We start from the raw sequence: 25885 nt of genomic DNA, 5'->3' as shown, positions 1-25885 counted from the left end.
CGGGCCCCGGGACCCCGAGCGGGGTCCCGGGGCCCGTCGGGCCGCCGGTCAGGCGTCGGCCCCGACCCGCCGCCCGGCCCGCCCGCTCCGCCCGGCCAGGACGGCGGTGACCACCGCCAGGGCGGCGCTGATCCCCCACACCGCCCGGTAGGCGTCCAGGGAGGGCAGGTCGGTGCCCTGGATCAGGAGCATCCCCAGCAGCGAAGCGGTCAGCGCCCCGCCGACGCTGCCGCCCAGCGTCTTGAGGTTGTTGTAGAACGCGGTCGCGCTGCCCGAGCGGTCCTCGGCGCTGTCCTCCACGATCACCGTGGGCAGGGCGCCCAGCGCCAGGCCGAACCCGAGCCCGGCCACGGCGAAGCAGGAGACGAAGGCGGGCAGCGACGCCCACGCCGTGGCCAGCCCCACCGTTCCCGCCGCCATGAGGACGAACGACAGGCCCACCGTCCGCCGGTACCCCAGCCGGGTCGCGATCGGCGCGATGCCGCTCGCCCCGATGAACGCCAGCACCGTCGGCACCGCGATGACCAGGCCGATGCTCATCACGTCCAGCCCGAACCCGTAGCCGGTCCGCTCGGGGTCGCTGGACAGGTAGGTCACCGCGATGCTCTGCCCGCCGAGCATGATCACGCCCAGCGTGAACCCGCCCAGGTACTGGGGCGCGATCCGCGGGTGCGCCACGGCCCGCACGTCCACCAGCGGGTTCTCGCTGCGCAGCTCCACCCGCACCCACAGGACCAGCAGCACGACCGCCAGCACCGCGCCGCCGAGCACCACCGGCGACGTCCACCCCAGCTCGTTGCCCTGGGAAACGCCGCCCAGCAGGCTGACCAGCGCCAGGCCCAGCAGGATGCCGCCCGCCCGGTCCATCCGCCCCGAGGCCCGGTTCCGCGACTCGGGCACCTTGAAGTACGACAGCACGAGGCAGCCCGCGGCCAGCACGGCCAGGATCCCCAGGGTGACGCGCACGTCGCCGAGGGCGGTCTGGAGCACGCCCACCAGCAGGACCCCCAGCAGCGAGCCCAGGGTCAGCGAGCCGACCAGCATGCCGATGGCCCTGCGCCCCTGCTCGGGGGAGAGGCGGTCCCGGACCAGCCCGATCTCCAGCGGCAGCAGGGCGGCCAGCGGGCCCAGCAGGGCCCGGCCCACCAGCAGCACGCCCAGGGTGGGCGCCAGCGCGACGACCACGCTGCCCACGGCGATGCAGGCCAGCGATACCCGGAGCATGCGGCGGTACCCGTACAGGTCGCCCAGGCGGCCGAACACGGGGACGCTCACCGCGGCCGACAGGTACTGCACGGCGTGGATCCAGTGCAGGTCGGCACCGGAGATGTCCAGCTCCTCGCGCAGAGGCGGCAGCAGCGGGGTGATGGAGCCCTGGAGCAGGCCGCTGGTGAGCTCGAAGAACACCAGCAGGCCCACGACGGCCACCACACCGGTGGTGGCACCGGGCGCCGCCGTGCTGTCGGGCGACGAGGGGGGAACGCTCATGGCAGGCCTTCCGTACGGGGAGAGGGGATGGGCGGGGCGGCGCACGGCCGCGGGCCGGCGGCCGGGGTCAGGCGTCGCCGCGCGACAGGCGGCGCACCGCCAGCTCGGCCAGCAGAGCGGCCTGGGCGGGCAGCACCGCGTCGTCGTAGCGGGCCTGCGGGGAGTGGTTGGCGGGCGCGGAGCCGGGGTCGGCGTCGGCCGGGGTGGCGCCGAGCATCAGCATCGCCCCGGGCACCTCGCGCAGCACGAGGGAGAAGTCCTCCGAACCCGAGGCGGGCACCGGGGACACGAACCCGGCGTTCCCGCCGAACAGGTCGTGCACCGTGTCCATGGCGAAGGCCGCCTCGGCGGCGTCGTTGACGGTCACCGGGTACAGCACCCGGTACTCCACGTCGGCCTCCAGCCCGTGGGCCGCGGCGATCCCGCGGACCAGGGCGGGCAGGGCCTCCCTGAGTCGCTCCTGGTTGGCGGGGGAGTAGCTGCGCACGGTCGCCTCGAACTCGGCCTCGTGCGCCAGCACGTTCTGCTGGGTCCCGGCGGCCAGGCGGCCCACGGTGACGACCACCGGGTCGAAGATGTCGTAGGTGCGGGTCACGTGGCTCTGCAGCGCCAGCACCATCTCGCAGGCGGCGGGCACCGGGTCCTTGCCCCGGTGCGGGGACGAGCCGTGGCCGCCCTCGCCGCGCACGGTCACCCTGAGCACGTCGGAAGCGCTCATGACCACGTCCGGCTTGGTCGCCCAGAACCCGGCGGGCAGCATGTTGGCGGCCACGTGCACGGCGTAGGCGGCGTCGAGGGGCCTGCCCGCCGCGTCGAGCACCCCCTCCTCGATCATCATCCGGGCGCCGTCGTGGCCCTCCTCGCCGGGCTGGAACATGAACACCACGTCGCCGGGCAGCTCGTCCCGCACCTCGCACAGCAGCCGGGCCGCGCCCACCAGGCCGGCGACGTGCAGGTCGTGTCCGCAGCCGTGCATGACGCCGTCGAACCGGGAGGAGTACTCCAGGCCGGTGTCCTCCCGGACCGGCAGGGCGTCCATGTCACCGCGCAGCAGGACGGCGCCCCCGGGGCGGCCGCCGCGCAGGACGGCGGTGACCGAGCCGAGCGTCCGGCCCTCGGTGATCTCCAGGGGCAGGCCCTCCAGGGCGGCCAGGACCTTGGCCTTGGTCAGCGGCAGCGCCAGGCCGATCTCCGGTTCGCGGTGCAGGGCTCGGCGGAGCTCCACCAGGTCCTCGCGGTGCTTCTCCGCCCGTTCCACCATCCGCATGCTCGGGTCCCCCCCGTCGTTCACGTTCTCCGACCGGGCCAGGATGGGGCGGTATACCTGTAGGGGCGCCGATTTCATCGGAAAATCGCAGGTCGGGGGATATCCATGCCGGAAAACCGCATCCTGGACGACGTGGACCAGCAGCTGGTCCACGCCCTCCAGATCTCCCCGCGCGCCTCCTGGACCGTGCTGGGCCGGGTCCTGGGGGTCGACGCGGCCACGGTCGCCCGGCGCTGGCAGCGGCTGCGGGACTCCGGGGCGGCGTGGATCACCTGCTACCCGGGGGCCGCGCTGGCGGGGGCGGGCGGCTGCCTGGCGTTCATCGAGGTGGACTGCGTCGGCGGCCACCTGCTGCCGGTGGCCCGCGCCTTCACGGAGCTGCCGCACGTGTCCACCGTCGAGCACGTCACCGGCGACCGGGACCTGCTGCTCACGGTGATGACCGAGGACGTGGGGGCGCTGTCCCGCTGGGTGGTGGGCTCCCTGGACACCATGGAGGGGGTCCGCGCCAGCCGCACCCACCTGGCGGGCGCGGTCTTCACGGAGGGCAGCCGCTGGAGGCTGCGCGCGCTCACCCCCGCCCAGGTGGAGCGGCTGTCCGCCGAGGCGTTCCCGGTGGAGGCCGCGGACCTGCCCGACGAGCTGGACCGCCGGATCATGGTGGAGCTGTCCATGGACGGGCGCATGCCGTACACCGCCCTGGCCGAACGCTGCGACAGCAGCCCCGACACGGTGAGGCGCCGGGTCCGCCACCTGTTCGCCGCCCGCATGGTGCAGGCCCGCTGCGAGGTGGCCCGGCCGCTGTCGGACTGGCCGTCCGTCGTCCTGCTGTGGGCGGGCGTCCCGGCCGACGCCATCACCGAGGCGGCCCAGCGCATCACGGCCATGCGCGAGGTGCGGCTGTGCGCCGGCGTGACGGGGCGGCACAACCTGCTGATCGCCGCGTGGAGCCGGTCGGTGGAGGACTCCCAGAGGTTCGAGGCCGACCTGATGCGGGTGGTGCCCGAACTGGTCGTGGGCGACCGGGCGATCGGCCTGTGGCAGGCCAAGCTCCTGGGGCAGCGCCTGGACCAGCGGGGCTACCGCACCGGCGGGGTCCCGGTGGATCCCTGGGCCGTCCCCGGGGCCTGAACCGCGGGGACGGCCCGGGGCGTTCAGTCCGCGCTCAGCGCCTCCACAGGGTGCTGGGCCGCCGCGCGCAGCGCGGGCAGCAGCCCGGCCACCGCTCCGATCGCCACCGTCGCGGCCACCGCGCCCGCCCCCGCCCACCAGGGCAGGGCGAACGGCCACCCGCGCAGCAGCGCGAACACCGCCGTCACCAGGGCTCCCAGCGCCACGCCGAACACCCCGCCCAGCAGCGACAGCGCCATCGCCTCCACCAGGAACTGCACCCGGATCGCCCCGCGGGTCGCCCCCAGGGCCCGGCGCAGGCCGATCTCGCCGCGCCGTTCCAGCACCGAGATGACCATGGTGTTGGCCACCCCGACCCCGCCGACCAGCAGGGCGACCCCGCCCAGCCCCAGGAGCAGGCCCTGGAGGGTCCGGTCGGCGGCCTGCCCGGCGGCCAGCGCGTCCGAGGGGCGCGACACCTCGACCTCGTTCGGGTTCTCCGGGTTGGCGTTGCGGCCGACGAGGTCCCGGACCTGGGCGGTCCGCTCCGGGTCGGTGCGCACGTAGATCGTGGACGGGTCGCCGGTGCCCCCCAGCAGCTCCTCGGCGGCCTCCTGGCCGACCAGCGCCGCGTTGTCCAGTTCGGGCGCCAGCTCCACCGGGGCCAGCACGCCCACCACCGAGAAGTACTCGCCGCCGATGAGCACCAGCGTGTCCGGGGTGATCCGGGTGACGCCCAGGCGTTCGGCCGCGGAGGCGCCCAGCACCGTCGCCGGGTGGTCCGTGGTCGCGCCGTTGAACCACTCGCCCAGCGCCATCCGTGCGCGCAGGGTGTCCTTCAGGTCCACGCCGACGCCGTGCACGCCGATCCCGCCGGACTCCCCGGCCGGGACGAGGTCGCTCCGGTAGACCTTCGCCCCGCTCACCTGCTCCACCTGCGAGGTGCGCTCCACCTCGGGCATGCGGTCGATCCGGCCGCGCGCCTCCTCGGGCAGGGTCGCGTCCCCGCCGAAGAACGTGGTCCCGGGCGCCACGGTGACGAGGTCGGTGCCCAGCCGGGCGAGCGTCGCCTCCAGGTCGGCCCGGCCGGAGGCCGAGATGCCCACCACCGCGACCATCGCGGCGATGCCGATGGCGATCCCCAGGGCGGACAGCACCACCCGGGCGGGGCGGGCGCGCAGCCCGCTCGCCCCGGTGCGCAGGTGGTCGAGCGGGGACAGCCGCGCGGGTCGGGGGCGGGCCGGCCGGGCCCCGCGGGTCCCGGGCCGGGACTCCGGATCACCCTCCCCGCGCCGGCCACCGGGACCCTCCGTCTCCTTCCCCGGCCGGCGGTGTTCCGTCGGCCCCTCCCACAGGCGGCTCACGAGACCCCCTCCGGGAGCGCGGCCGAGTCGGCGACCACCCGCCCGTCCCGCACCTCCAGCCGCCGCGGCGCCCGCGCGGCCAGCTCGCGGTCGTGGGTGATGACGACGACGGTGACGCCGTCCTCGTGCAGCCCGTGCAGCAGGCCCATCACCTCCGTGCCCGAGGCCGTGTCCAGCGCGCCGGTCGGCTCGTCGGCCAGCAGCAGGTCGGGCGAGCCGACCACGGCGCGGGCGATCGCCACCCGCTGGCGCTGCCCGCCGGACAGCTCGTGCGGCCGGTGGCCGACCCGGTCGGCCAGCCCCACCCGCTCCAGCGCCGCCAGCGCCCGCTTCCTGCGTACCCGCAACGGGACACCCGTGTAGAGCAGCCCGTCGGCGACGTTGTCCAGCGCCCGCACGTTGGGCGCCAGGTGGAACCTCTGGAACACGAACCCCAGGACGCGGGCGCGCAGCGCCGACAGTGACCCGTCGTCCAGCGACCCCACGTCGTGGCCGAACACGCGCACCGTTCCCTCGGTCGGCGCGTCCAGCGTGCCGATCATGTTGAGCACGGTCGACTTGCCCGACCCCGAGGGGCCGACGATCGCCACCATCTCCCCGCGCTCCACCCGCAGGTCCACCCCGTCCAGGGCGCGCACCCCGCCGGGGTAGGAGCGGGTCACGCCGGTGAACTCCACGGCGGGCGCGCCCCGGCCGTTCTCGCGGACGCTCATCCCGGGACCACCACTTCCGTGCCCTCGTCGACGCCGTCGCCGGTGACCTCGACCAGGCCGTCGGAGAACCAGCCGGTCTCCACCGGGACGTCGCTCACGGTGCCGTCCGCTCCCACCACCGACACCCCGTACCCGCCGCCGGAGAGGGCGATCAGCGCGCCCACGGGCACGGCCAGGACGTCCTCCCGGCTCTGGCCCCGAACCTCCACGGTGACGGGGGCCCGGTCGAGGAACCCCTCGGCGTCGTCGGGCAGGCGCACCAGCACCTCCACGGTGGCCTTCTCCTCCTCGCCGCCGGGCGTCCCCTCCGGGGCGTCGTCGGCGGTCTCGGCCACGGTGCCCACCGACGACACCTCGCCGGTCACCGTGCCGCCGCCGGGCATCTCCACGGTCACCTCGTCGCCCCCGGCCACCAGGTCCCGGTCGTCCACGTCCAGGTCGATCCGCACCACGCGCTCGGTGGCGGCGGTGTCGAGCAGGGCCGTGCCGGGGGCGACGTTCGACCCCACCGCGACCTCGTGGGAGGTCACCCGCACCGGCCCGGGCGTGTACCAGATCCGGGCAGGGTCGACCGTGCCGGTGACCTCCATCCCCTGAGTGTTCCGCTGCCAGGTCTCGACGGCCGCGGCGGTGAGCGCCGTGTACTCGTCGTCCACGGTGAACCCGCCGTATCCGAGCTCGGACAGCGCCTGCTCGAACCGGCGAACGTCCTCACCCCTCACCCCCGGTTCCAGGGTCCGGTGCGCGGGAGCGTCCCCGCGCAGCAGGATCGTGGGGCGGCCGTCGACCTCCCAGGCGCGGTCGCCCGCCGACAGCTCGGCGCCCACCTCGGGCAGCCGGGTCAGCACCCCGTCGGAGCGGGCGAAGAAGGCCCCCGCACCGGGATGCCCGAGGGTGCCGTCCAGGGTCTCGCGGCGCTCCAGCGTGGTGCGCTCCACATGAGCGGTGGCCTCGGGGCGCGGGGCCGCGTCACCGTCGGAGGCCGGCGGCGGACCCCACACCGTGTAGGCGGCCAGCGCGCCCAGCGCGGTGAGCGCCGCCAGGGCGGCGATCAGCCAGGGCAGGCCGCGCCGCCGTCGCGGGCGCCCGGCGGCCCCGGTCTCCGCCTCCGGCCCCCCGGGGAGCGTGGCGGTGCTCACGAGTCACCGTCCCCACTGCCCCGGACCTCCTCCTGCGCCTGCTCCGAACAGCGGGTGAGCGCCTCCATGCCCTCGTCGTCGCCGGGCTCCACGGGGATGGTGATGCCCTGACCGCGTTCGGGGTCGGGCATGTCGAAGCCCTCCTCGCGCATGCACTCGGCCATCAGCAGGCCCTCCTGGAACAGCTCCTCCTCGGACGGCGCGTTCTCGTCCACTGGGATGATGTCCTCACAGGCCTCCAGGGCGGCCATCAGCTCCTCGTCGTCGGGGTCGACCGCGGGCAGGGCGATCATGCCCTCGCCCTCCGGGTCGGGCATGTCGTAGCCGTTCTCGCGCATACAGGCGGCGAAGTCCACCATCGCCTCCTCCATGGTGGGCTCCCGTGTTCCGCCGGCCTCCCCGTCGGCGTCCCCGCCCAGGGCTCCGCATCCGGTGAGCAGCAGTCCCGCCGCGGCCGCCCCCAGGGCGTAGGCCGATGCGCGCATGTCGTTCACTCCTCGGTTCCCGGTGCCGGCCGGTCCGGCACCGCTTCGGAGCACATGCCATCGGGACCGCGGTTAGCCGTCGGTTAGCCCGCCCGTCGCCCTCCACCGCCCTCAACGGACGGCCTGCGGCCGCGTCCCTCCTGGTCGGGGCACGGGTCCCGCCCCGGCATAACCGTGTTCTAACCCCGCGGGTGCATACTCGCCGGTCAGTGGGTGTCGGTGGTGAGAGGGGCGTGCCGTGCGGGTTCTGGTGGTGGAGGACGAGCCGTCGCTGGCCCGGAGCGTGGCCGAGGGGCTGCGCGGCGAGGGCATGGCCGTGGACGTGTGCCACGACGGCGGCACCGGCTGGGAGACCGCCACCGTGCACGACTACGACGTGATCGTCCTGGACCGGGACCTGCCCGTCCTGCACGGCGACCGCGTGTGCAGCCGCCTGGCGGCCGACCCCGGCGTGCACGCCCGGGTGCTCATGCTCACCGCGGCCGGTGAGGTGGAGGACCGGGTCGCCGGACTGGACCTGGGCGCCGACGACTACCTGGCCAAGCCCTTCGCGTACACGGAACTGGTGGCCCGGGTCCGGGCATTGGGGCGGCGGGCCCGGCCGGCCGCCCCGCCGCTGCTGTCCGCGGCCGGACTGGAGGTCGACACCGTGCGCCGGACCGCGTTCCGCGACGGGCGAGAGCTGGCGCTGTCGCCCAAGGAGCTGGGGGTCCTGGAGGAGTTGCTGCGCGCCGACGGCGCCCCGCTGTCCGCGGTCCGCCTCATCGAGAAGGTGTGGGACGCCCACCTCGACCCGTTCAGCGGGGTGCTCAAGGTGGTGGTGCACGGACTGCGGCGCAGGCTCGGCGATCCGCCGGTGATCGAGACCGTCCCCGGGCAGGGGTACCGGATCCGGGCCGGAGCGCCGGAGTGAACCGGCTGACCCTGCGCACCCGGCTGGCGCTGGTCTACACGGCGGTGTTCGTGCTCGGCGGGGCGGTGCTGCTGGGCGTGAACTACGGGATCGTCTCCGCCAGCCTGGAGAACCGCGGCGTGAGCCTGGCGACGACCGTCGAGGGGGTCGCCGTCCAGGCGCTGGACGAGGCGGACACGGTCTCCATCCCGGCGGCACCGACCGTGCCGACCGGGACGTATTGGGAGGCCGAGGACTACGGGGAGGCTCAGGCGGCGGTCGAGGAGCTGCTGGACGCCTACCGCTCCGCCGTGCTCACGGACATGGTGGTCACCTCCGTGCTGGTGCTGGGCGGGGTGACGGCGCTGGCAGCCCTGGCCGGGTGGCTGATCGCGGGCCGCCCGATGCGGCGGTTGCACCGGGTCACCGAGGCCGCCCGCACCCTGTCCGAGGACGACCTGCACAGCCGCCTGGAGCTGACCGGGCCCGACGACGAGTTCCGCGAGCTGGGCGACACCTTCGACGGCATGCTCGCCCGCCTGGAGCGGGCCTTCGACAGCCAGCGCCGGTTCGTCGCCAACGCCTCGCACGAGCTGCGCACCCCGCTGGCCGTCCAGCGCACCGCACTGGAGGTGCCGCTGTCCCAGGGCCGGGTGCCCGAGGACCTGAAGCCCGCCTTCGGGCGGGTGCTGGAATCGGTGGAGCGCAGCGAGGAGCTCATCGCCGGGCTGCTCCTGCTCGCCCGGTCCGACCGGGGCCTGAGCGGTACCGAGGCGGTGGGCCTGGCCGAGGTCGCGGGCGACGCCGTCGCCCTCCACACCGGGACGGCCCGGGCCCGGGGCGTGGCGCTGGAGCTGGAGGTCGAGCCCGCCGACGTGGCGGGGGACCGGGTGCTGCTGGCCCACCTGGCCCGGAACCTGGTGGACAACGCCCTGCGCTACAACGTCGACGGCGGGGACGGCGGCTGGGTGCGGGTGGAGGTGAGCACGATCGCCGACCGGGCCGTGCTGCGGGTCGCCAACACCGGTCCGCGGGTGCGCGACGCCGACGCCCTGTTCGAGCCCTTCCACCGCGGCGACGCCGCCCGCCTGCACCGCGACCGGTCCGGCAGCGGCCTGGGCCTGTCGATCGTCCGGTCGATCGCCGAGGCGCACGGCGGCAGCGTGTCGGCACTGCCCCGGACCGGGGGCGGCCTCACCGTCACGGTCGGCTTCCCGGCCGTGGAGGGTGACGCATTCGGGCGGTGACGCAACTACGCAACGAAAGCGCTGCCGCCCGCGGGGCGGGTTTTCGTCACCGCGGGCGACGGCCGACACGCCCGGGGTGCCGCCAACGAAAGGCGTCGGCGGCGCCCCGGAGGGATCCGGCTCAGGCGGGCCGCGGTTCGGCGCCCCGGTACAGGGCCGCCACCACGCCCTCGATGTCGGGCTCCTGGAGGGTCAGGTCGGCGATGTCGTGCCCCGCCGCGACCCGGCCGATGACCGCCGACGGGTTGTCCGCCAGTTCCAGCCACTGGCGGGGCCCCTCGGTCCGTACGCACCGCGCGCCCGCCACCTCCAGCGGCGGGGCGGGCTCGGCCAGGTCCACCACCAGCACCCGGGGCGTGGGCACGGCCGCGCGCAGTCCGTCCAGGTCGCCGTCGTAGGCCAGGGAGCCGTGGTCGATCACCACCACCCGCTCGCACAGGCGCTCCACGTCGCCCAGGTCGTGGGTGGTGAGCAGGATGGTGGTGCCCTCCTCGGCGTTCAGCCGCAGCAGGAACTCGCGGATGGTCGACTTGCTCACCACGTCCAGGCCGATGGTGGGCTCGTCCAGGACCAGCAGCCGGGGCCCGTGCAGGAGGGCGGCGGTGAGGTCGCCGCGCATCCGCTGGCCCAGGCTGAGCTGGCGCACCGGGGTCCGGAGGAAGGGCCCCAGCTCCAGGAGTTCGGTGAGCTCGGCCAGCCTCCGGGCGTGGTCGGCGGCCGGCACCCGGTACATGTGCCGGGTCAGCTCCAGGCTGTCCTTGAGCGGCAGGTCCCACCACAGGGTGGTGCGCTGGCCGAACACCACCCCGATCCGGGCGGCCAGGCGGGTCCGCTCCCGGGACGGCTCCACGCCCAGCACCCGCAGGCGCCCGGCGGTGGGGGAGAGGATGCCGGTCAGCATCTTCATGGTGCTGCTCTTGCCCGCGCCGTTGGGGCCCAGGTAGCCGACGATCTCCCCGGCCCTGACGGTGAGGTCGATGCCGCGCACGGCGGACACGGTGCGCCTGGTGCGGCGGAACAGCGGGCCCTCGGACAGCACGAAGTCGCGGCCCAGGCCGACCGCCTCGATGACGGTCTCGTCGGAGTGTGCACGGGTCATCTTCAGCTCCCGGTGGATCGGTAGTGGCGCAGGCCCAGCCGCCACAGCAGGGCGGCGGCCGCGCACGACAGGGCGGCGACGAACGGCGGGGCGTAGCGGAGGAGGCCGGGCAGCCCGGTCGGGTCCGGGCGGTCCAGCAGGTACAGGACCGGCTGCCAGCAGACGAACGCCAGCGGGACCGCGAAGGTGACGGCGTACACGACCCCCTTGCCGTAGATGGACAGCGGGTACTCGGTGAGCGCCTGCCCGCCGTAGGTGAGGGAGTTGGCGGCCTCGCGGGCGTCGGCGACGAAGAACTGCAGGCACCCGCTCGCGGTCCAGACGGCGGCGGCGATCGCCACCCCCGACACCAGCAGGACCGGCAGCATCAGGACCTTGCCCGGGGTCCAGTCGATGTCGCAGTGGTACAGCGCCACCCCCATGACCACGGTCGCCGGGACCACCCGGCCCAGGCGGCGCAGCGCGAACCGGTCGGTGGCGATCTGGATGAGCGGGGAGACCGGCCGCACCATCATGACGTCCAGGGAGCCGTTGCGGATGTGCTGGCCCAGCCCCTCCACCATGCCCATGAGCATGTCGGCGGTGGCGAACACCAGGTTGGACAGGGACGCGATGAGCAGGCCCTCGGCCAGGGAGAAGCCGTCCAGCGCCCCGGCGTGCCCGAACACGACGAACACGGCGGAGATCTCCGCGATCGCGCCCAGGGAGGTCCCGAAGGTCATCAGGGCCAGGGAGGCCGGGTACTGGGCGAGCGCCCGGCTCCAGGTCCAGGCCAGCAGGAGGTAGGTGCGGACCGGCCGGGTCAGGCGTTCGACGGGCCGGTCGGGGGTGCGCGGGAGGAGGTCAGCCACCCTGGACCACCACCTTGCGGGTGGCGAGGGAGGTGAGCCACGCGCCGAGCAGCAGCAGGGCGGCCGCCCACCCGGCCTGGAGGGCCAGCCCGCCCGCGGCGGTCCCGCCCGGCAGGCTCTCCTTGCCCAGCATGACCTCGGCGGGGATCTGGACGGTCGCCGCCCACGGCAGGACGCGCAGGACGTCGGCCACGGCCGGCGGGAAGAGGGGGAGGGGCAGCAGCATCCCGGCGGCCACCGGGCCGACCAGGCCGACGACCGCCCAGATCCCCCGGGTGTCCAGGATCCAGAACCCGGCCACCTCGTACAGGTAGCGCAGGGCGAACCCGATGACCGCGGCCAGGGCGACGGAGGCGAGGACCAGAGCCCAGTGCCCGAGTGTCCCCGGCAGCAGCAGGTCGAACAGCAGCACCCCGACGAGGAAGGTCGGGACGCCCCGGAAGACGATGCTGAACGTGGCCCGGCCCAGGTCCTCGGCCAGCCACCAGCCGAGCAGCGGGACCGGGCGCAGCAGGTCGGTGCCGACGGCCCCGCTGCGGATGCGCTCGCCCAGGTCCAGCGGGGGACCCATGATCGCGACGGTCGCGATCAGCGCCTGGCAGACGAACACCTGGGTGACGGCGTCGGCCGCGTCGTACCCGTTGATCTCGGGGCGCACCGAGAAGAGGGCGAGGAGGACGGCGGCGTTGATGCAGCCGAAGACGGAGTTGGTGAAGATGCCGGCGATCGTGGCCGCGCGATAGGTGGAGTACCTGCGCAGCCCTCTGATGTACACGGCCGGATAGACGCGCACGAAGGAAGACCCCCTGGGACGTGCTCTGTGTGCACTGCGTGCTGGATGGGAACTTCGCGCCCGAAAGGCGCGGTGTGTCCGGCACGTCCCTGACGCGCGAGGGGCTCAGGTCCGGGTCGCCGCGAAGGGTGAACATAACACGTCCGCGCGGCGGCCGGGGAAGGTGCGGACGGGTCCCGTCCCGGCCCCCGGTGTCGGGGCGGGACCCGGTGCGGCCGGTGTCGCCGCGGTGGAGGTCGGGCTCAGGGCGCGGTGCGTGCGCCGTCCGCCCCCTCGGGGGACCCGGGTTCCCGCTCCTGGAAGGAGTGGCGGAGGTCCTCCTCCGCGCGCCGGTCCGCGAGGAAGGCGACGATCAGGAAGGTCAGCCCCAGCGCGGAGGCGACGGCGGTGGCGGGCATCGTCCAGACCGCCTCCGGTCCGAAGCCGCCGAGGAGGGTGGGAGGGGTCGGGTGGGCCAGGAGGAGCACCGCCACCACGGTGAACCCGGCCACGACGCCGACGACGGCGAACACGCCGGTCGCGGCGGTGAGGCGGGGCGCCCGCATCAGCACGGTGGCGGGGGTGTCCTCACTCCGCCCCGTGGTCGTTCCGATGTCTTCGGCCTCCGGGATGGGGGAGGCCGTGGTGCTGGTCGTCATGCCCGTCGAGGTGAGCCCGGCAGGGATTCTCATGTGATCTCCCGTGTTCCGTCACTCTGTTCTTGCCGCTCGTCCTGAGTGAGGACGAGATCGGGCTTGATCAACTCACGCCCTAATCTATGTGATCTAGTTCACTTTCCCCCTCGGAGGAAAAAAATCTACCTCGGACGGTGATTTTACGTTCACCAATAGTCGCCCAAGGGTTGCGAGGGGGTTGCATCACCGCTGTTCACAGCACCTTTCTGGTGGACTCCCCGCCCACCGCCACAACGGCGAGCGTCGGCACCGCCGGGACGCCCAGGGACATCCGCAGTGGTTCGACCGCCGTCTCCCGGCAGCCGTCCAGGAACTCGCGGAGATCGGTGTCCGGGGACACGACCGCCTCCAGCCGCAGCCACGGGGCGTTCTCCGGACCGTGGAGCCGGGCGCGCGCCCGCACCGCCCCGGGCACCCTTTCCACGGCCTCGGCCACCGCGTCCCCCAGGGCGTTCCCGGACAGGACGGTCAGGCCCGCGGCCGAGTCCGCGCCCCGCACCAGCCGACGCAGCCGCCCGGTGTCCCGCTGGGCCAGCAGCCACCACACGCCCAGCAGGACGGCGGCCAGACCGACGGCGGCGACGGCGTAGGGCAGCAGCTGCGGTGGAACCGATGGTGCGAGCCGCGGCAGGAGGTCCAGGCCCCCGGCCGCGCGGACGCCGGCCCGGGCGGCGGCCCCGGCGGCCCCCAGGGCGCCCGCGGCGATCAGCGCGGCGCCCAGGGCGAACGAGAGTGCGCGGTTCAGGCGCGACCGGCGCATCGCCCCGCGGAAGGGGCGGCGCGCGGGCCCCCGCTCCGCGCTCACCGCCTCCTGCACGCGGTCCTCTTCCCGCGTACGGTTCTCACGGATCGCCGTCATGCCGGACCCACCTCACGCACGCGCGCCCGGACCGCCGGACGGGGCAGCACCCCGAGCTCCCCGGCTCTGCGGCGCACCGATTCCTCCACCCGGCCGCGCAGGGCACCGGAGGACCCCCGCATCCGGGTGGAGACCAGGACGCGCACGCGCCGCCTCCCCACCCGCACGCGGGCACCGCTCACACCGTCCACATCCCGCGCCTCCTCGGCGAACAGCCGGGCGGCCGCGCCGCGGGTGAGGCCGCACACGAACAGCGGGTCGTCGGTCACCAGCGCCAGCGGCCCCCGGCCGCCGCGCGCGAGGGAGGACACGACCAGGGCGGCGCCGACGACCAGCGCGGCGGCCGACAGGACGGCCGTCGCGCCGACGCCCGACACCGCGGCGGACAGGTCGCCGACGGTCCGGGCGGCCGGGTGGTCCGGAACGAGGGCCCGGGCCGGGGCGACCGCCCCCGCCCCCGCCCCGGCCAGGACCAGGGACACGGCGCACAGCACCGCGGTGCCGGTCCGGCGCGGACGCAGGAGGCGCAGCGCGGTGCGCCGCGCGGACCGGGACCGCTTCTTCTCGGAGTTCTTCTCCGAGTTCTTCTCGGGACACATGGAAGGCCTTCCGTGTCAGCGAACGACCGGTGGGAGGACGAGGCGGACGACGCTGACGTCCGCCGTGTGGACGCGCAGCCCCGTGGTCCGTTCCACCGCGGCGACGAGCCGCACGCGCAGGTCCGCCGCGGCCGCCTCCAAAGGGCGGGGGTAGGCCATCGCGACCTCCACGCGCAGGGCGACGCGAGAGCCCCCGCGGCTCACCTCGACCCGCACCGGGGAGCCCGCGATCGCACCGCGCAGCGCCCCCTCCAGGGGGCGCACCGCCTCGTGGCGCAGCGCTTCGTGGCGTACCAGGCGCTCGATCACGCGGTCGGCGACGACGGTCCGGCCGGGGGTGGGCGCGCTCACCGCACGTCCCTCCGGTCCCTCGGTGTGAACAGGGCGGCGAGGTCCACCTCGCCCGCGTACGCCCTGCCGAGGAGGAACCCCAGCGCCCCGAACAGCAGGACCAGAAGGAACGCCCAGAACCCGCCGAACGCGGCGGTGAGTCCCAGGACGACGCCGAAGGCGAGTCCGACGATCGGCCACATGACTGCTCATCTCCGGTCTTCGTGCTCGGTCTCACGGGTGGTCACGACGGTCCCCTCACTGCACACGGGGCTCGTTGCCGGAGGCGTCCTCGCCCTCGCCGGGGAGGTGGATGTCGTCGACGGCCACGTTCACCTCGGTGACCTCCAGCCCCGTCATCCGCTCCACGGCCGAGACCACGTTGCGCCGGACCTCGGCGGCCAGGTCGGGGATGACGGCGCCGTACTCGACGACCAGGTTGATGTCGACCGCCGCCTGGCGCTCCCCGACCTCGACCGCGACCCCCCGGTCCGCGGCGGCCGAGGAGGTCGAACCGGGGATGCGCTCGCGGACCGCGTCGAAGGCGCGGGAGGCGTTGCCGCCCATCCGGTGGACGCCGCGGACCTGCCGGGCGGCCATGCCGGAGATCTTGGCGACCACGTGGTCGGCGATCACGGTGCGGCCCTGCGCGTCGCCGCCCGTGGCGGTGGTGACGCGGCGCAGGTCGGTGCCGGCGGTTCCGGTGTCCTGGGGGTTCTTGGCTGCCATGTCCGTCTCCTCTGTCTCTGCTTCTGTTCCTGCTTCGGGTGGCTCTGCTTCGGGTCCGTGCTCGTGCCGACGGCGCCGGATCAGCGCGGCGGGGCGCCGGGGGCCGCGACGCGGTGCGCCGCGGACCGGAGGCGGGAGAGGCGCAGCCTCGCGCCGGTCGCCGCGTCCGCCGGACGGGGGAGGGGGCCGCCGGGCGCGGGGGACGTGCCGTCCCCGGCCCGCCCGGGCGCGTTCGCCGGGGCCTCCCGCCGGGTCGGTGTCCTGGCTTCTCCCATGGCCGGTCCTCCGTGTCCTCGTGTGCGGCACGCCCGTTCCGGTGCCGTCGTCCGTGAAGACACGGGAGCCTGGGCCGGGCTCACGGTGGATTTCACGTGATGCGGATCACGTTTTTTTAGTGCTGGAATGGATACTGAATGTACCTGTCCGAATACCGTGAGTGGGTGATCCGTGTCAGATGAGCTCCGGGAGGAGTCCGCGGCACCGGCCGGGCCGGAGGACGCCGTCCCCGAGGCCGTCCTGGTCGAGCGTGCGCAGGACGGCGACGACACGGCGTTCGAGATCCTGCTGACGCGGCACCAGGACGTGGTCTACCGCATCGCGCTGCGCATCCTGCGGGACCCGGGCGACGCCCGGGACGCCGCCCAGGAGGCCCTCATCACGGCCTGGCGCAAACTCCCCGAACTGCGGGACCCCGCGGCGTTCGGCCCCTGGCTGAAGCGCATCGCGGGGCGGCGCGCCCTGAACCTCCTGCGCTCCCGGGCGGAGACCGAACCGATCGACGAGCAGGCCGCGCCGGACCCCCGCGACGCCGGGCCGGACGCCGAGGCGCTGGCCGGCGACCTGCGGGGCGCGCTGATGCAGGCCCTGGCCGGACTGCCCCCGGGACAGCGCACCTGCTGGGTCCTGAGGGAAATGGAAGGATGGGGATATGAAGAGATAGCAGAAGTCGTCGACGCGACCCCGACCGCCGTGCGTGGGCGGATCCACCGCGCCCGCACCCATCTCGTGAAGGCTCTTGCACCATGGCGCTAGAACCGCCCGACGACGGCGCTGACGGCCTCCTCCCCTGCGGGAACGAGGAGGACGTGCTGGTGCGGAACCTGATGGAGGGCCGCACCACCGAACACGAGGCCCGCTGCCCCCACTGCCGGGCCACCGCGCGCGACCTCGCCCCGCTGGTGTCCGCGCTGCGCGAGCCCGAGGCGGAGGCGGTCAAGGCCCCCGCCGGGCTCGTCGAGGACGTCATGCGCGCCATCCGCGCCGAACGCGGGAACCGACGCTCGCTGCTGCTCGGCGGACCCGGTCCCGGAACGACCCGGATACGGGAGTCCGCCGTCGCGGCCATGGCGCGCTACGCGTCCCGGGGGGTCCCCGGGGTGCTCGTCGGCCGCTGCCGGGTGGAGCGGGGGCCGGACGGGCTCGCGGTCTCCCTGACGGTCCGGGTCGCCCACGGCACCCCCATCGCCGGGGCGGCCGAGGACGTGCGCCGCACCGTGCGCGACATCCTGGAACACCGGCTGGGGCTCCCGGTCCTCCGGATCGACATCGAGGTCGTCGGGCTGATCGAGTCCGACTGAGCAGGGAGGGAGCTCACGCGGGGCCGGCGGTGCGGGCGGGGCCGTGACGGGACTCACGCCCCGCCGTTACCGCCCCGTCACCGGGCGGAGCACGGGCGCAACGTCGGCTTGGCACCGTCGGACCCATGGACGCTACCGATGCCCACGACGGAACCGACGACCGGCGCACCGGCTTCCTCGGCAGGGAGGCCCTCGACTTCGGGGTCCTGCTGACCGCCGCCGGGGCGGCGCACCTGGTGGTGCTCTCCCTGGGCCACAGCGACGACGGGGCCCGCGCCCTGCTCGCGGTCGGGACACTGCTGGTCCTGGCCTCCGGCCTGCACCGCTGGTACCGCCACCGGCGGCCCGCGGCCCCGGCTGCGCACCGGGCGGAGACCCGCCGCCCGCACGGAGCCGCACCCGTCCACGAGCCGCTCGGCGACCGCCTGTGGAGCGTGCGCGTCACCGTCGCGGACGTCCCCGGCGGGCTCGCCGCCCTCACCGCGGGGTTCGCGGCCCTGGGCGTGGACATCCGCCTCATGCACGTCCACCCCGCCGGGGCCGAGGCCGTCGACGAGTTCTTCGTCAGCGCGCCCGCCCGCGTGGGGGCGCACGCCCTGCACGCCGCCGTCCGGGAGGCGGGCGGCCGCGACGCCATCGTGCGCACCGCCGACCCGCACGAGCTCAGCGACACCACCAGCCGGACCCTGGCCCTGGTCGGGGCGCTCGCGTCCGGGGACACGACCCTGGAGGACTCGCTGCTGTCCCTGGCCGCCGCCCGGGTGGTCGAGACGGCGGACGCGCCGCCCGTCGGCCTGGGGCGCGAGGACCTGTCCGGCACCGTGATGACACTGCCCGCCCCCGACGGCCGGGTGCTGGTCGTCCGGCGCTCCGGAACACCGTTCACGCCGGTGGAGTTCGCCCGCTGCCGGGCGCTCGCACAGGTCGCCGCCACCCTGGGCAGCCGGACCGGCGGCGCCTGAAGGGGCGGATGAGAACCAGGGGGTCCGCGAGCGCGTCGCACCGGGGGCGGGCCGCACGGGTCCGCCCCACCCCCCTGGAGGAGCATGACCGACAACGATCCGCTGGCCGCCGCCCGGGCGAGCCTGGCGAAGGGCGAGCCCTCGCGCGCCGTCCTCTCCCTGCGCCCGTACGCCGACGACCTGCCGCTGCCCGAGCTGGTCGCGCTGGTGCGCGACGCCTCCCGCGCCCTGGGCGCGGACGACCTGGCCGGGGCCGCCGCCGACCTGCTCGCCGACATCGACGGCCCCAAGGCCCTCTACGACTTCGGATACGCCGCGACCGGGTCCGGGATCCCCTTCGTCGGCGTCCCCGCGCTGCGCCGGGCCCGCGGCCTGGCCCCCGACGTCCTGCCGGTCCTGTGGGAGCTGGCCTCCGCGCTGGAGGACTCCCACCGGCACCGGGAGGCCGCCGACGCCCTGCGCGGGTGGGACGGCGAGCTGCCCGCCTGGCCCGGCCGGTACCTGATCGCCTACAACTCCCTGGCCGCCGGGGACCTCGCCGGGGCCAGGGAGGCCCTGGCCGACCTGCCCGAACCCGAGGACCCGGACTGGGGCCCGGCCCGCGCCCGGGTCGCGGCCATGGCCGAGCGGGCCGCGGCGGCCGCCGCCGTCGGCCCGTTGGACGGCTCCGACCTGCGCGGATGGCACTTCGTGCTGCACGGGGGAGTGGTCGCGCACCTTTCCCCGCACGGGTTCGAGGAGCCCATGCGGGGGCGCTACGCGTTCGTCTCGGACGACTACTCGTACTGCCGCACCGGGCTGGAACGGCTGCGGCTGGTGCTGGAGACCGCCGGGCGCGCGGTGGACGGCGTCATGGCCCTGCCCGACCGGGACAGCACGGTCCTGGGACTGGCCGCGTCCCGGCTGCTCGGCCTGCCGCTGCTGCCGGTGGACCCGGCCCGGCCGGGCGCGCTGGTGGTGGCCTACGACCTCGACGACGCCGACCCGGAGCTGCGCGGGGCGCTGTTCGAGCGGCCCGACGGGCAGATCCTCTTCGAGCACGCCGCGAGCTGGGTCCGCCCCGAGGGTCCGGCGGCCGACGTGGTGACGCTGCTCCACCAGAACGCGCACCGCCCGTGGGGCGAGCGGATGCGGATGGTGGACGTGCAGGACCCCTCCCGCGGTGTGGAGACGGTCCCGGCGGACGGGCGCCCGGAGGCCGAGCTGGCCGAGGAGGTCCTCGCCGCCGAGGCAGTGACCGGGGAGAACGGTGAGGAGGGGCCGCCGGACACGGTGGACGTGCTCGCCGGGTTCGTCGGGGCCGTGGCCGGGGGGTGGGCGCGGACCGGCCGGCGCTGGCGCGCGGACACGCCGGGGCCGGTGCGCAGCTCGTACTTCATCTGACCCCCGCGGCGGAACGCGGGCCCGCGGCCGGGGATCCGGTTTCGGGCCCGCGCTTTTTTCCACAGGCTGTGGAAAATCCCCCATGATCCGTCCCAGGCGGGTAAAAGAGACGTATGGCAACCCCCCGAACACCCTCCGTCCCGTTCCTCCGACGACCGGCCCGGCTCCTGGCGGTGCTGACCGCCGCGCTGCTGGGCGCCCTCCTGCTCGCTCCCCCGCCCGCCGACGCCGCCGTCCGCGAGCTGCGCAACGGCGACTCCGGGCGGGCCGTCGCGGCGCTCCAGGAGCAGCTGCTCGACCTCGGCTACTGGCTCGACGGCGCCGACGGCGAGTTCGGGCCCCACACCGCCCAGGCCGTGCTCGCCCTCCAGAAGGCCGCCGGGATCGACCGCGACGGCGTGGTCGGCCCCGACACCCGGGCCGCCCTGGCCGACGGGGTCCGACCATCGGCGACCTCCTCCGGTGACGCGCTGGAGATCGACCTGGAGCGCCAGCTGCTGCTGGTGGTCTCCGGCGGGGAGGTGGAGTACACGCTCAACACCTCCACCGGATCCGGCAGGCCCTACCTCGGCTCCGACGGCTCCGAGCGGATCGCGGTCACCCCCACCGGCACCTACACGGTGTTCCGGCAGGTGTCCGGCTGGGACCCGGGCCCCTACGGTGCGCTGTACGCGCCGATGTACTTCAACGGCGGCATCGCCGTCCACGGGTACCCGAGCGTGCCGGCGCAGCCGGCCTCGCACGGCTGCGCGCGGGTGAGCCTGTCGGCCATGGACTGGCTGCGGGAGGAGGGGCATATCGCGGTGGGCACCACCGTCGTCGTCCGCTGACCGCCGGCGGACGCCCGCGGGGCCGGGACGCGCTCCCGGCCCCGCGGCCCCCGATCACTCCCGGGGCGGGCCCCGCCCCGTCCCGGGGACTACCGGCGACGCCCCTCCCGCCCGGGGCCGCCTGCCCGGACCGAGCGGGTCGCCGGTGGCAGTCCAGCCGGGGCCGTCCACCCTGCGGCCGCCCTACCGGTGGCCATCGCACCGGTGGCCGGACCGCCCGCGGTCGGTTCCGCGGCGTTCATCCGCCGATGGGATGGCCGCCGACGCCCGCGGGAAGGAGTGCAGACTGCCGGGCGGAGGGACCGCCCGGTCCGCGAAGGGAACCGCGATGCCTTTCCTGATCGCCACCGCGCCCGGCCGCGCCGACCGCCCCAACGAGGACTTCGCCGCGGTGTCCGCGCGCTGCGCGGTGCTGCTGGACGGGGTGAGCGGGCCGCCCGACGGCGCCGACGGCTGCTCCCACGGGGTGGCCCGGCACGTCCGGCGGCTGGGCGCCCTGCTGCTGGCGGGCATGGACGCCGGGCTGCCGCCGCGCACCGCGCTGGCCGAGGCGATCGGGGCGGCGGCCGCTCTGCACGCCGACACCTGCGACCTCGCCCACCGGGACACCCCGTCCGCCACCGTCGTGGCCGTCCGCCTCCACCCCGGCGGCGACCCCTCCGGCCCGGACACGAGCGGCGCGGCGGTGCCGGACGGCAGGCCCGGCACCGGGGCGCCCCCGGCGGAGGGCATGGCCGGGCCAGGGTGGCTGGAGTACCTGGTGCTGTCCGACTCCGTGCTCCTGATCGCCGACCCCCGCCCCCTTCCGGGCGAGGGGTCCGAGCCGCGCGCTCCCGCCGGTGAGGCGCCGGATCCCCGTCCCGATCGGGGCGTGCCGGAGCCCGGACCGGGACGGGGCCCGGGGCCGGATGCGCGCAGCGGCGTGGTCCGGGAGGTGAACGGGGTCGGTCTGGTGGCCGACACGCGGCTGGACGTCCTGCGGGCCGAGCTGCGCCGCCGCGGCGAGGCGGCGGGGGCGATCCGGGCGCTGCGCGGTGTCCCCGGCGGGTTCTGGACGGCGGGCTCCGACCCGCGGGCCGCCGACGAGGCGCTCACCGGGACGGCTCGCCTGGACCGGTTCGCGCTCATGACCGACGGCGCCACCCGCGCGGTGGAGGTCTTCGGCGACCTGGATTGGGGACAGGCTTTCTCCCTGGTTTCGGACAAGGGGCCGGGGGCGCTGATCGAGCGGGTGCGCGCCTTGGAGGACGCCGACCCGCAGGGGCGGGCCCACCCCCGCGGCAAGGTCCGCGACGACGCGACCGTCGTGTCCTGGACACCGGAGGGCCTTGCGCCCTAGGCGATCACGGACGGCCCGCGGGCGCGGGGGAAGCCTCGGCCGCGCCCCGGCCCCGTCGGCCGTTCCGGCGGCGGATCGCCGTCGCGGTCTCGCGATCGCCATTTCGGTTGGCCTTAATCCGGGTATTCGGATATCTCTCGTAGTGGCCACTGGGGGAGGGGAGTGGTGTCACCAGGTGGGAAGTGCGTCACGCCCATTGGTCGCCGACGACGTTTCTCCCGGCGATTCAGATGACATTCGATGGATTTGTCGAGAAAAATTCCCGAGTCTCCGTAGAGACCCCCGCGCGTCACACCTCTGTGTGGCGGAGAACGCCGGGACGCCCACGCCACAGGCGCTTTCGCCTGTCGTGTTCATCCGGTAGATTTCCCGGTAACCGAACAGTCGGGGTTACTCCACAACGTCCTCGCACGGCTTCGGTGTTCTCTCTGAACCCCCTGTTCACTTGTGCACCCCCAGGTGTCCCCTGCACGGAAGCAGCGATTGACGATCCTTCTCGGAACAAGAAATGGAGGCGGAGTGACCCCCACGGGCGTCCTTGAACCGACCGGCCCGAACCGCGCCCTCGGCGGCACCGGATGGCTGGACCGCCTCCTCTCCACCCCCGTGGCCGCCCCCGTCGAGCGCTCGCGCCCCCTGCGCGACATCGACGGGTACGAGCACCGCCCCAACCCCCTGCACGCCCGCACCACCGCCGAGTTCCTCCTCACCATGCGCCGCTACGTGGTGTGGGCCGGCGACTGGTCCTACCGGGAGCTCGAGTACCTGTGCGGCGGAGCCGTCAAACACTCCACCTTCTGCCAGGTCCTGGAGGGGGACCGGCTGCCCCGCTACGTGTTCCTGATGGCCTTCGTCACCGCCTGTGCCGGCGAGGACGAGGCCGAACGCCGCCGCTGGGTCACCGCCTGGCACCGCGTCCGCGACGCCGCCGCCAGCTGACCCCAGCCCCGCCGGCCATCCCGGGCCCCCGGGTCCGTGAGCGCCCCCGAGGTCGCTCTCCCCGAGGTGTGCGTGGGAACGCCGGTCTTCGGATTCGCGGAGTCGTGGTGCTTCGGCGCCGCCACCTGCTGTCCCCGGCCGCGCCGACCGCTTCGGATCGTTCTCCGCGACGTGTGTACGGGAGCGTCGGTCTTCGGATTCGCGGAGTCGTGGTGCTCCGGTGCCGCCGCCCACTGTCCCCGGCCGCGCCGACCGCTTCGGATCGTTCTCCGCGACGTGTGTACGGGAACGCCGGTCTCCGGTACCGCCGTTCCGGACCCGCGGCGGTCCCCGCCACCCCTCGCCCCACTGGGTGGGGCGTGCCGCCGCTACCGTGGACGGGTGTCCCCAGTCACGGATCCCCCCGACCTCCGGCCCTACCAGCGCGAGGCGCTGGAGGCGGTCGCCGCGCGCTGGGAGGCCGGGGAGCGGCGCACGTGGATCGTTCTCCCGCCGGGCGCGGGCAAGACCCTCGTCGGCCTGGCGGCCGCCCGCCGTCTCGACCGCCGGACCGTCGTCCTCGTGCCCAACACCGCCATCCAGGGCCAGTGGATCCGGACCTGGGACTCCCTGCGCCCCGAGGGCGACGACCGCACCGCCGGGGTCGAGCGCGACCTCTCCCACCACGTCACCGTCCTGACCTACCAGTCCCTGGCGGTGTTCGACCCCGACGCCGAGACCGACGAGGAGGGCGGCGGCCGCGCCTCCGTGCGCGACCGGCTGCACCCCAATGGCCGCGCGCTCGTCGAGGCCCTGCACGACGCCGGCCCCCTCACCGTGCTGCTCGACGAGTGCCACCACCTGCTCCAGGTGTGGGGGCGCCTGCTCTCCGAGGTCCTGGACGACCTCCCCGACGCCCACGTCATCGGCCTGACCGGGACCCCGGCCACGAACCTCACCGCCGCCGAGCGGGCCCTGGTCGACCGCCTCTTCGGCGAACCCGTCACCGGGGCCTCCATCCCCGCCCTGGTCCGCGCCGGCTACCTCGCCCCCTTCGCGGAACTGGCCTACCTCACCACGCCCACGCCCACCGAGCTCGCCTACCTCAAGGACCAGGGCGAGCGCTTCTCCCGGATGTGCGACGAACTGCTCACGCCGGGCTTCGCCACCACCGACCTGCTGCCCTGGATCGACGCCCGGTTCGTGAACCGGGACGCCGCGGAGGGCGGGCGCGTGCCCTGGTCGCGGATCGCCGCGGCCGAGCCCGCCCTGTCCGACGCCGTGCTGCGCCTGCACCACGTCGGCCTGTGCGACCTCCCGGAGGGCGCCCGCCCCTTCGAGGCGCACCGCCGCCCGCCGACCGCGGCCGATTGGATCGCCCTCATCGACGACTACGCCAAGCGCTGCCTGCCCCCGGACACCGCCTCCGAGCGCGACCGCGAGGCCCGCGAGCGCCTGCGTGCGGCCCTGCCCGCGATCGGCCACCACCTCACCCGCAACGGCGTTCGGCGCGGCGTCTCGCCGGTGGACCGGGTGCTGGCCCGCAGCGACTCCAAGGCCCACGCCACCGTCGAGATCCTCGCCGCCGAGAACGCGGCCCTGGGGGAGCGGCTGCGCGCGCTCGTCCTGTGCGACCACGAGCACGCCTCGTCTCGACCGCCCGCCGCCCTGCGCGGCATCCTCGACGCCGACGCGGGATCGGCCCGGCTCCAGCTCACCACCCTGGCCGGGGACCCCCGCACCGACCTCCTCGACCCGGTGCTGCTCACCGGCCGCACCGTGGCCATGGCGCCGGGCACGGCCATGGTCTTTTTGGAGTACGCCCGCGCCGAACTGCCCGGCGCCGACCTCGCCGCCGTCGACCGCCCGGACGGGCTGTGCGACATCGAGGGCTCCTGGTCGCCCCGCGTCAGGGTGGGCGCCGTCACCCGGTTCTTCGAGTCCGGCGGCTCGCGCGTCCTGGTCGGCACCCGCGCCCTGCTCGGCGAGGGCTGGGACGCGCGCGGCGTGAACACCGTCGTGGACCTGACCACCGCGACCACGCCCACCGCCGTCGTCCAGAGCCGCGGCCGCGCGCTGCGCCTGGACCCGTCCTGGCCGGAGAAGACCGCGCACACCTGGACGGTCGTGTGCGTCTCCGGCGAGCACCCGCGCGGGGACGCCGACTGGGACCGGTTCGTCCGCAAACACGAGGGTTACCTGGGCGTGGACGCCGACGGCGAGGTGATGAGCGGCGTCGCCCACATCGACCCCTCCCTGTCCCCGTACGCGCCGCCCGACGACCCCGGCGGGCTGAACCGCCGCATGCTCGACCGGATCGGGCGCCGCGACCTCACCCGCGAGCGCTGGCGCCTCGGCGAGCCCTACGAGGACTTCCTGCTCCCCACCCTGCGCGTGCGGAGGCGGCACGCCCCCGCCGTCCGCGGCGTGGACGTCGCCCTGCCGGACCCGCCCCGGGTGCTGCCGGGGGACCGGGGCGTGTTCCTGCCGGGTGCCGGCCTGTCCGGGGCGCTGCCGGCCGGGTTCCCGGGCGCGGTCCTGCCCCTGGCGGCCCTCATCGTCCTGCTGGTCGTGTTCTCGGGGATCGCACCGCTCGGGTTCCTGCTCGCGGCCGCGGCGACCGCGGCCGTGATACCCGTCCTGTTCCGGGTCCGGAGGGCCGCCCGCGTGCGCCGGGCCCGCGAACTGATCGCCGAGGCGGCCGGACCCGACGACGCGGTCCGCTACGCCTGCGCGGTCGCCGACACCCTCCGGGGGATGGGGCGTTCCGCGACCGGTGCCTCGGGGGTGCGGGTCCACATCGACACCGACGGCGTGTACCGGTTCACCCTCCCCGACGCCGCCGAGGACTTCGCCACCGCCCTGGAGGAGCTGCTCGGCCCGGTCTTCGGCGAGCCCGGGTACCTGATCCCCAGGCCGCTGCCGCCCGCCCCGACAGAGGCGAACGCCCGCGCCCTCCTCGACGGAACGCCGCCGGACAACCCGGTCGTCCACCACGTCGTCCCGGCGCTGTTCGGCCGCAACCGCGCCCACCTCCGGGCGTTCGAGGACGCCTGGGGGCACTGGATCGCCCCGACCCGCGCGATCCGCACCTCCACCGAACCGGGCGCGGCCCTGCTGGCCACCCACTACGGCGCCTCACCGCTGGAGGACACCTCCACCGCCCGCCGTCTCACCTGGTCCTGACCCCCGGCGCTTCACCGGGGCGACACCGGCCGTTCGGACGTACCTGGTTGG

The 25885-nt window shown here is 75.2% G+C and carries 26 protein-coding genes; 11 read left to right on the top strand and 15 right to left on the bottom strand.

Annotation, left to right across the window (positions count from 1 at the left end; translation table 11 throughout):
- Nucleotides 1-48: 48 nt before the first annotated feature.
- On the bottom strand, nt 49-1488 hold the full coding sequence (locus K1J57_RS08635; protein ID WP_220563927.1) for an MFS transporter: 1440 nt from the start codon (nt 1486-1488) through the stop codon (nt 49-51).
- 67 nt (nt 1489-1555) lie between these two features.
- Nucleotides 1556-2755 (bottom strand): M20 family metallopeptidase, encoded by a 1200-nt coding sequence (locus tag K1J57_RS08630; RefSeq protein WP_220563926.1) that lies wholly within the window; start codon nt 2753-2755, stop codon nt 1556-1558.
- A gap of 105 nt (nt 2756-2860) precedes the next feature.
- Between K1J57_RS08630 and K1J57_RS08625 the strand changes: the two genes are divergently transcribed.
- Nucleotides 2861-3886 carry an Lrp/AsnC family transcriptional regulator gene (locus K1J57_RS08625; protein ID WP_220563925.1) on the top strand — a complete coding sequence of 342 codons (1026 nt, stop codon included), beginning with the start codon at nt 2861-2863 and terminating at the stop codon, nt 3884-3886.
- A gap of 23 nt (nt 3887-3909) precedes the next feature.
- On the opposite strand, the gene K1J57_RS08620 is transcribed toward K1J57_RS08625, so the two are convergent.
- The 4 genes from K1J57_RS08620 to K1J57_RS08605 all read right to left on the bottom strand — a co-directional run bounded on the left by K1J57_RS08620 (nt 3910) and on the right by K1J57_RS08605 (nt 7566).
- Nucleotides 3910-5085, bottom strand: a complete 1176-nt coding sequence (locus K1J57_RS08620; protein ID WP_220565414.1) for an ABC transporter permease — start codon at nt 5083-5085, stop codon at nt 3910-3912.
- A gap of 140 nt (nt 5086-5225) precedes the next feature.
- Nucleotides 5226-5942, bottom strand: a complete 717-nt coding sequence (locus K1J57_RS08615; RefSeq protein ID WP_220563924.1) for an ABC transporter ATP-binding protein — start codon at nt 5940-5942, stop codon at nt 5226-5228.
- Nucleotides 5939-7081, bottom strand: coding sequence for a peptidoglycan-binding protein (locus tag K1J57_RS08610; RefSeq protein ID WP_220563923.1), 1143 nt, complete (start codon nt 7079-7081; stop codon nt 5939-5941). Before K1J57_RS08610 ends, K1J57_RS08615 begins: the two co-directional genes overlap by 4 nt.
- Nucleotides 7078-7566: a hypothetical protein gene (locus tag K1J57_RS08605; RefSeq protein WP_220563922.1), complete on the bottom strand. Its 489-nt coding sequence runs from the start codon at nt 7564-7566 to the stop codon at nt 7078-7080. Before K1J57_RS08605 ends, K1J57_RS08610 begins: the two co-directional genes overlap by 4 nt.
- 238 nt (nt 7567-7804) lie before the next feature.
- Here K1J57_RS08605 and K1J57_RS08600 point away from each other — a divergent pair, with 238 nt between their 5' ends.
- Together K1J57_RS08600 and K1J57_RS08595 are read left to right on the top strand one after the other, a co-directional pair.
- Nucleotides 7805-8479: a response regulator transcription factor gene (locus K1J57_RS08600; RefSeq protein ID WP_220563921.1), complete on the top strand. Its 675-nt coding sequence runs from the start codon at nt 7805-7807 to the stop codon at nt 8477-8479.
- A complete protein-coding gene (locus K1J57_RS08595; protein ID WP_220563920.1) occupies nt 8476-9705 on the top strand; it encodes a cell wall metabolism sensor histidine kinase WalK in 1230 nt (409 codons plus the stop codon). Before K1J57_RS08600 ends, K1J57_RS08595 begins: the two co-directional genes overlap by 4 nt.
- Before the next feature lie 121 nt (nt 9706-9826).
- On the opposite strand, the gene K1J57_RS08590 is transcribed toward K1J57_RS08595, so the two are convergent.
- The 9 genes from K1J57_RS08590 to K1J57_RS08550 form a co-directional block, all read right to left on the bottom strand.
- A complete protein-coding gene (locus K1J57_RS08590) occupies nt 9827-10804 on the bottom strand; it encodes an ATP-binding cassette domain-containing protein (protein WP_220563919.1) in 978 nt (325 codons plus the stop codon).
- Between the two features lie 2 nt (nt 10805-10806).
- Nucleotides 10807-11655 carry an ABC transporter permease gene (locus K1J57_RS08585; RefSeq protein ID WP_255646916.1) on the bottom strand — a complete coding sequence of 283 codons (849 nt, stop codon included), beginning with the start codon at nt 11653-11655 and terminating at the stop codon, nt 10807-10809.
- The gene (locus K1J57_RS08580) at nt 11648-12448 is read right to left on the bottom strand and encodes an ABC-2 family transporter protein (protein WP_220563918.1); all 801 of its coding nucleotides are present in this window, start codon (nt 12446-12448) and stop codon (nt 11648-11650) included. The genes K1J57_RS08585 and K1J57_RS08580 overlap by 8 nt, the downstream gene beginning before the upstream one ends.
- Before the next feature lie 242 nt (nt 12449-12690).
- Complete coding sequence (locus tag K1J57_RS08575; RefSeq protein WP_220563917.1) at nt 12691-13119, bottom strand: hypothetical protein; 429 nt, start codon at nt 13117-13119, stop codon at nt 12691-12693.
- 196 nt (nt 13120-13315) lie between these two features.
- Nucleotides 13316-13981, bottom strand: a complete 666-nt coding sequence (locus tag K1J57_RS08570; protein ID WP_220563916.1) for a hypothetical protein — start codon at nt 13979-13981, stop codon at nt 13316-13318.
- Complete coding sequence (locus K1J57_RS08565; protein WP_220563915.1) at nt 13978-14580, bottom strand: DUF6286 domain-containing protein; 603 nt, start codon at nt 14578-14580, stop codon at nt 13978-13980. The genes K1J57_RS08570 and K1J57_RS08565 overlap by 4 nt, the downstream gene beginning before the upstream one ends.
- Before the next feature lie 15 nt (nt 14581-14595).
- Nucleotides 14596-14931: an Asp23/Gls24 family envelope stress response protein gene (locus K1J57_RS08560; RefSeq protein WP_220563914.1), complete on the bottom strand. Its 336-nt coding sequence runs from the start codon at nt 14929-14931 to the stop codon at nt 14596-14598.
- A complete protein-coding gene (locus tag K1J57_RS08555; protein ID WP_220563913.1) occupies nt 14928-15113 on the bottom strand; it encodes a DUF2273 domain-containing protein in 186 nt (61 codons plus the stop codon). Before K1J57_RS08555 ends, K1J57_RS08560 begins: the two co-directional genes overlap by 4 nt.
- Before the next feature lie 55 nt (nt 15114-15168).
- Complete coding sequence (locus K1J57_RS08550; RefSeq protein WP_220563912.1) at nt 15169-15639, bottom strand: Asp23/Gls24 family envelope stress response protein; 471 nt, start codon at nt 15637-15639, stop codon at nt 15169-15171.
- A 447-nt stretch (nt 15640-16086) separates the two neighbouring features.
- Here K1J57_RS08550 and K1J57_RS08545 point away from each other — a divergent pair, with 447 nt between their 5' ends.
- The 8 genes from K1J57_RS08545 to K1J57_RS08510 all read left to right on the top strand — a co-directional run bounded on the left by K1J57_RS08545 (nt 16087) and on the right by K1J57_RS08510 (nt 25834).
- A complete protein-coding gene (locus K1J57_RS08545; RefSeq protein WP_220563911.1) occupies nt 16087-16671 on the top strand; it encodes an RNA polymerase sigma factor in 585 nt (194 codons plus the stop codon).
- Entirely contained in the window at nt 16662-17216 is a 555-nt protein-coding gene (locus K1J57_RS08540) for a hypothetical protein (protein WP_220563910.1), read from the top strand. The genes K1J57_RS08545 and K1J57_RS08540 overlap by 10 nt, the downstream gene beginning before the upstream one ends.
- Nucleotides 17217-17341: 125 nt before the next feature.
- On the top strand, nt 17342-18178 hold the full coding sequence (locus tag K1J57_RS08535) for an ACT domain-containing protein (protein WP_220563909.1): 837 nt from the start codon (nt 17342-17344) through the stop codon (nt 18176-18178).
- Between the two features lie 84 nt (nt 18179-18262).
- A complete protein-coding gene (locus K1J57_RS08530) occupies nt 18263-19561 on the top strand; it encodes a hypothetical protein (protein ID WP_220563908.1) in 1299 nt (432 codons plus the stop codon).
- A gap of 113 nt (nt 19562-19674) precedes the next feature.
- Entirely contained in the window at nt 19675-20391 is a 717-nt protein-coding gene (locus K1J57_RS08525) for a L,D-transpeptidase family protein (RefSeq protein ID WP_220563907.1), read from the top strand.
- Between the two features lie 328 nt (nt 20392-20719).
- Complete coding sequence (locus tag K1J57_RS33400; protein ID WP_255646915.1) at nt 20720-21730, top strand: hypothetical protein; 1011 nt, start codon at nt 20720-20722, stop codon at nt 21728-21730.
- A 519-nt stretch (nt 21731-22249) separates the two neighbouring features.
- Nucleotides 22250-22669, top strand: coding sequence for a hypothetical protein (locus K1J57_RS08515; protein WP_220563906.1), 420 nt, complete (start codon nt 22250-22252; stop codon nt 22667-22669).
- Between the two features lie 381 nt (nt 22670-23050).
- Nucleotides 23051-25834: a DEAD/DEAH box helicase family protein gene (locus K1J57_RS08510; RefSeq protein ID WP_255646914.1), complete on the top strand. Its 2784-nt coding sequence runs from the start codon at nt 23051-23053 to the stop codon at nt 25832-25834.
- Nucleotides 25835-25885 lie beyond the last annotated feature (51 nt).

This window comes from Nocardiopsis sp. MT53 (genome assembly GCF_019598965.1).
Lineage (GTDB): Bacteria > Actinomycetota > Actinomycetes > Streptosporangiales > Streptosporangiaceae > Nocardiopsis > Nocardiopsis changdeensis.
Note: the sequence above shows the minus strand (reverse complement) of the source record. Positions and strands in the feature narration are given on the sequence as shown.

Coding starts and splice junctions, on each gene's coding strand:
- K1J57_RS08615 (WP_220563924.1), bottom strand. CDS start 5,942: ATGAGCGTCCGCGAGAACGGCCGGGGCGCGCCCGCCGTGGAGTTCACC.
- K1J57_RS08625 (WP_220563925.1), top strand. CDS start 2,861: ATGCCGGAAAACCGCATCCTGGACGACGTGGACCAGCAGCTGGTCCAC.
- K1J57_RS08550 (WP_220563912.1), bottom strand. CDS start 15,639: ATGGCAGCCAAGAACCCCCAGGACACCGGAACCGCCGGCACCGACCTG.
- K1J57_RS08530 (WP_220563908.1), top strand. CDS start 18,263: ATGACCGACAACGATCCGCTGGCCGCCGCCCGGGCGAGCCTGGCGAAG.
- K1J57_RS08540 (WP_220563910.1), top strand. CDS start 16,662: ATGGCGCTAGAACCGCCCGACGACGGCGCTGACGGCCTCCTCCCCTGC.
- K1J57_RS08575 (WP_220563917.1), bottom strand. CDS start 13,119: ATGAGAATCCCTGCCGGGCTCACCTCGACGGGCATGACGACCAGCACC.
- K1J57_RS08605 (WP_220563922.1), bottom strand. CDS start 7,566: ATGCGCGCATCGGCCTACGCCCTGGGGGCGGCCGCGGCGGGACTGCTG.
- K1J57_RS08565 (WP_220563915.1), bottom strand. CDS start 14,580: ATGTGTCCCGAGAAGAACTCGGAGAAGAACTCCGAGAAGAAGCGGTCC.
- K1J57_RS08630 (WP_220563926.1), bottom strand. CDS start 2,755: ATGCGGATGGTGGAACGGGCGGAGAAGCACCGCGAGGACCTGGTGGAG.
- K1J57_RS08570 (WP_220563916.1), bottom strand. CDS start 13,981: ATGACGGCGATCCGTGAGAACCGTACGCGGGAAGAGGACCGCGTGCAG.
- K1J57_RS33400 (WP_255646915.1), top strand. CDS start 20,720: ATGCCTTTCCTGATCGCCACCGCGCCCGGCCGCGCCGACCGCCCCAAC.
- K1J57_RS08635 (WP_220563927.1), bottom strand. CDS start 1,488: ATGAGCGTTCCCCCCTCGTCGCCCGACAGCACGGCGGCGCCCGGTGCC.
- K1J57_RS08535 (WP_220563909.1), top strand. CDS start 17,342: ATGGACGCTACCGATGCCCACGACGGAACCGACGACCGGCGCACCGGC.
- K1J57_RS08555 (WP_220563913.1), bottom strand. CDS start 15,113: ATGTGGCCGATCGTCGGACTCGCCTTCGGCGTCGTCCTGGGACTCACC.
- K1J57_RS08525 (WP_220563907.1), top strand. CDS start 19,675: ATGGCAACCCCCCGAACACCCTCCGTCCCGTTCCTCCGACGACCGGCC.
- K1J57_RS08590 (WP_220563919.1), bottom strand. CDS start 10,804: ATGACCCGTGCACACTCCGACGAGACCGTCATCGAGGCGGTCGGCCTG.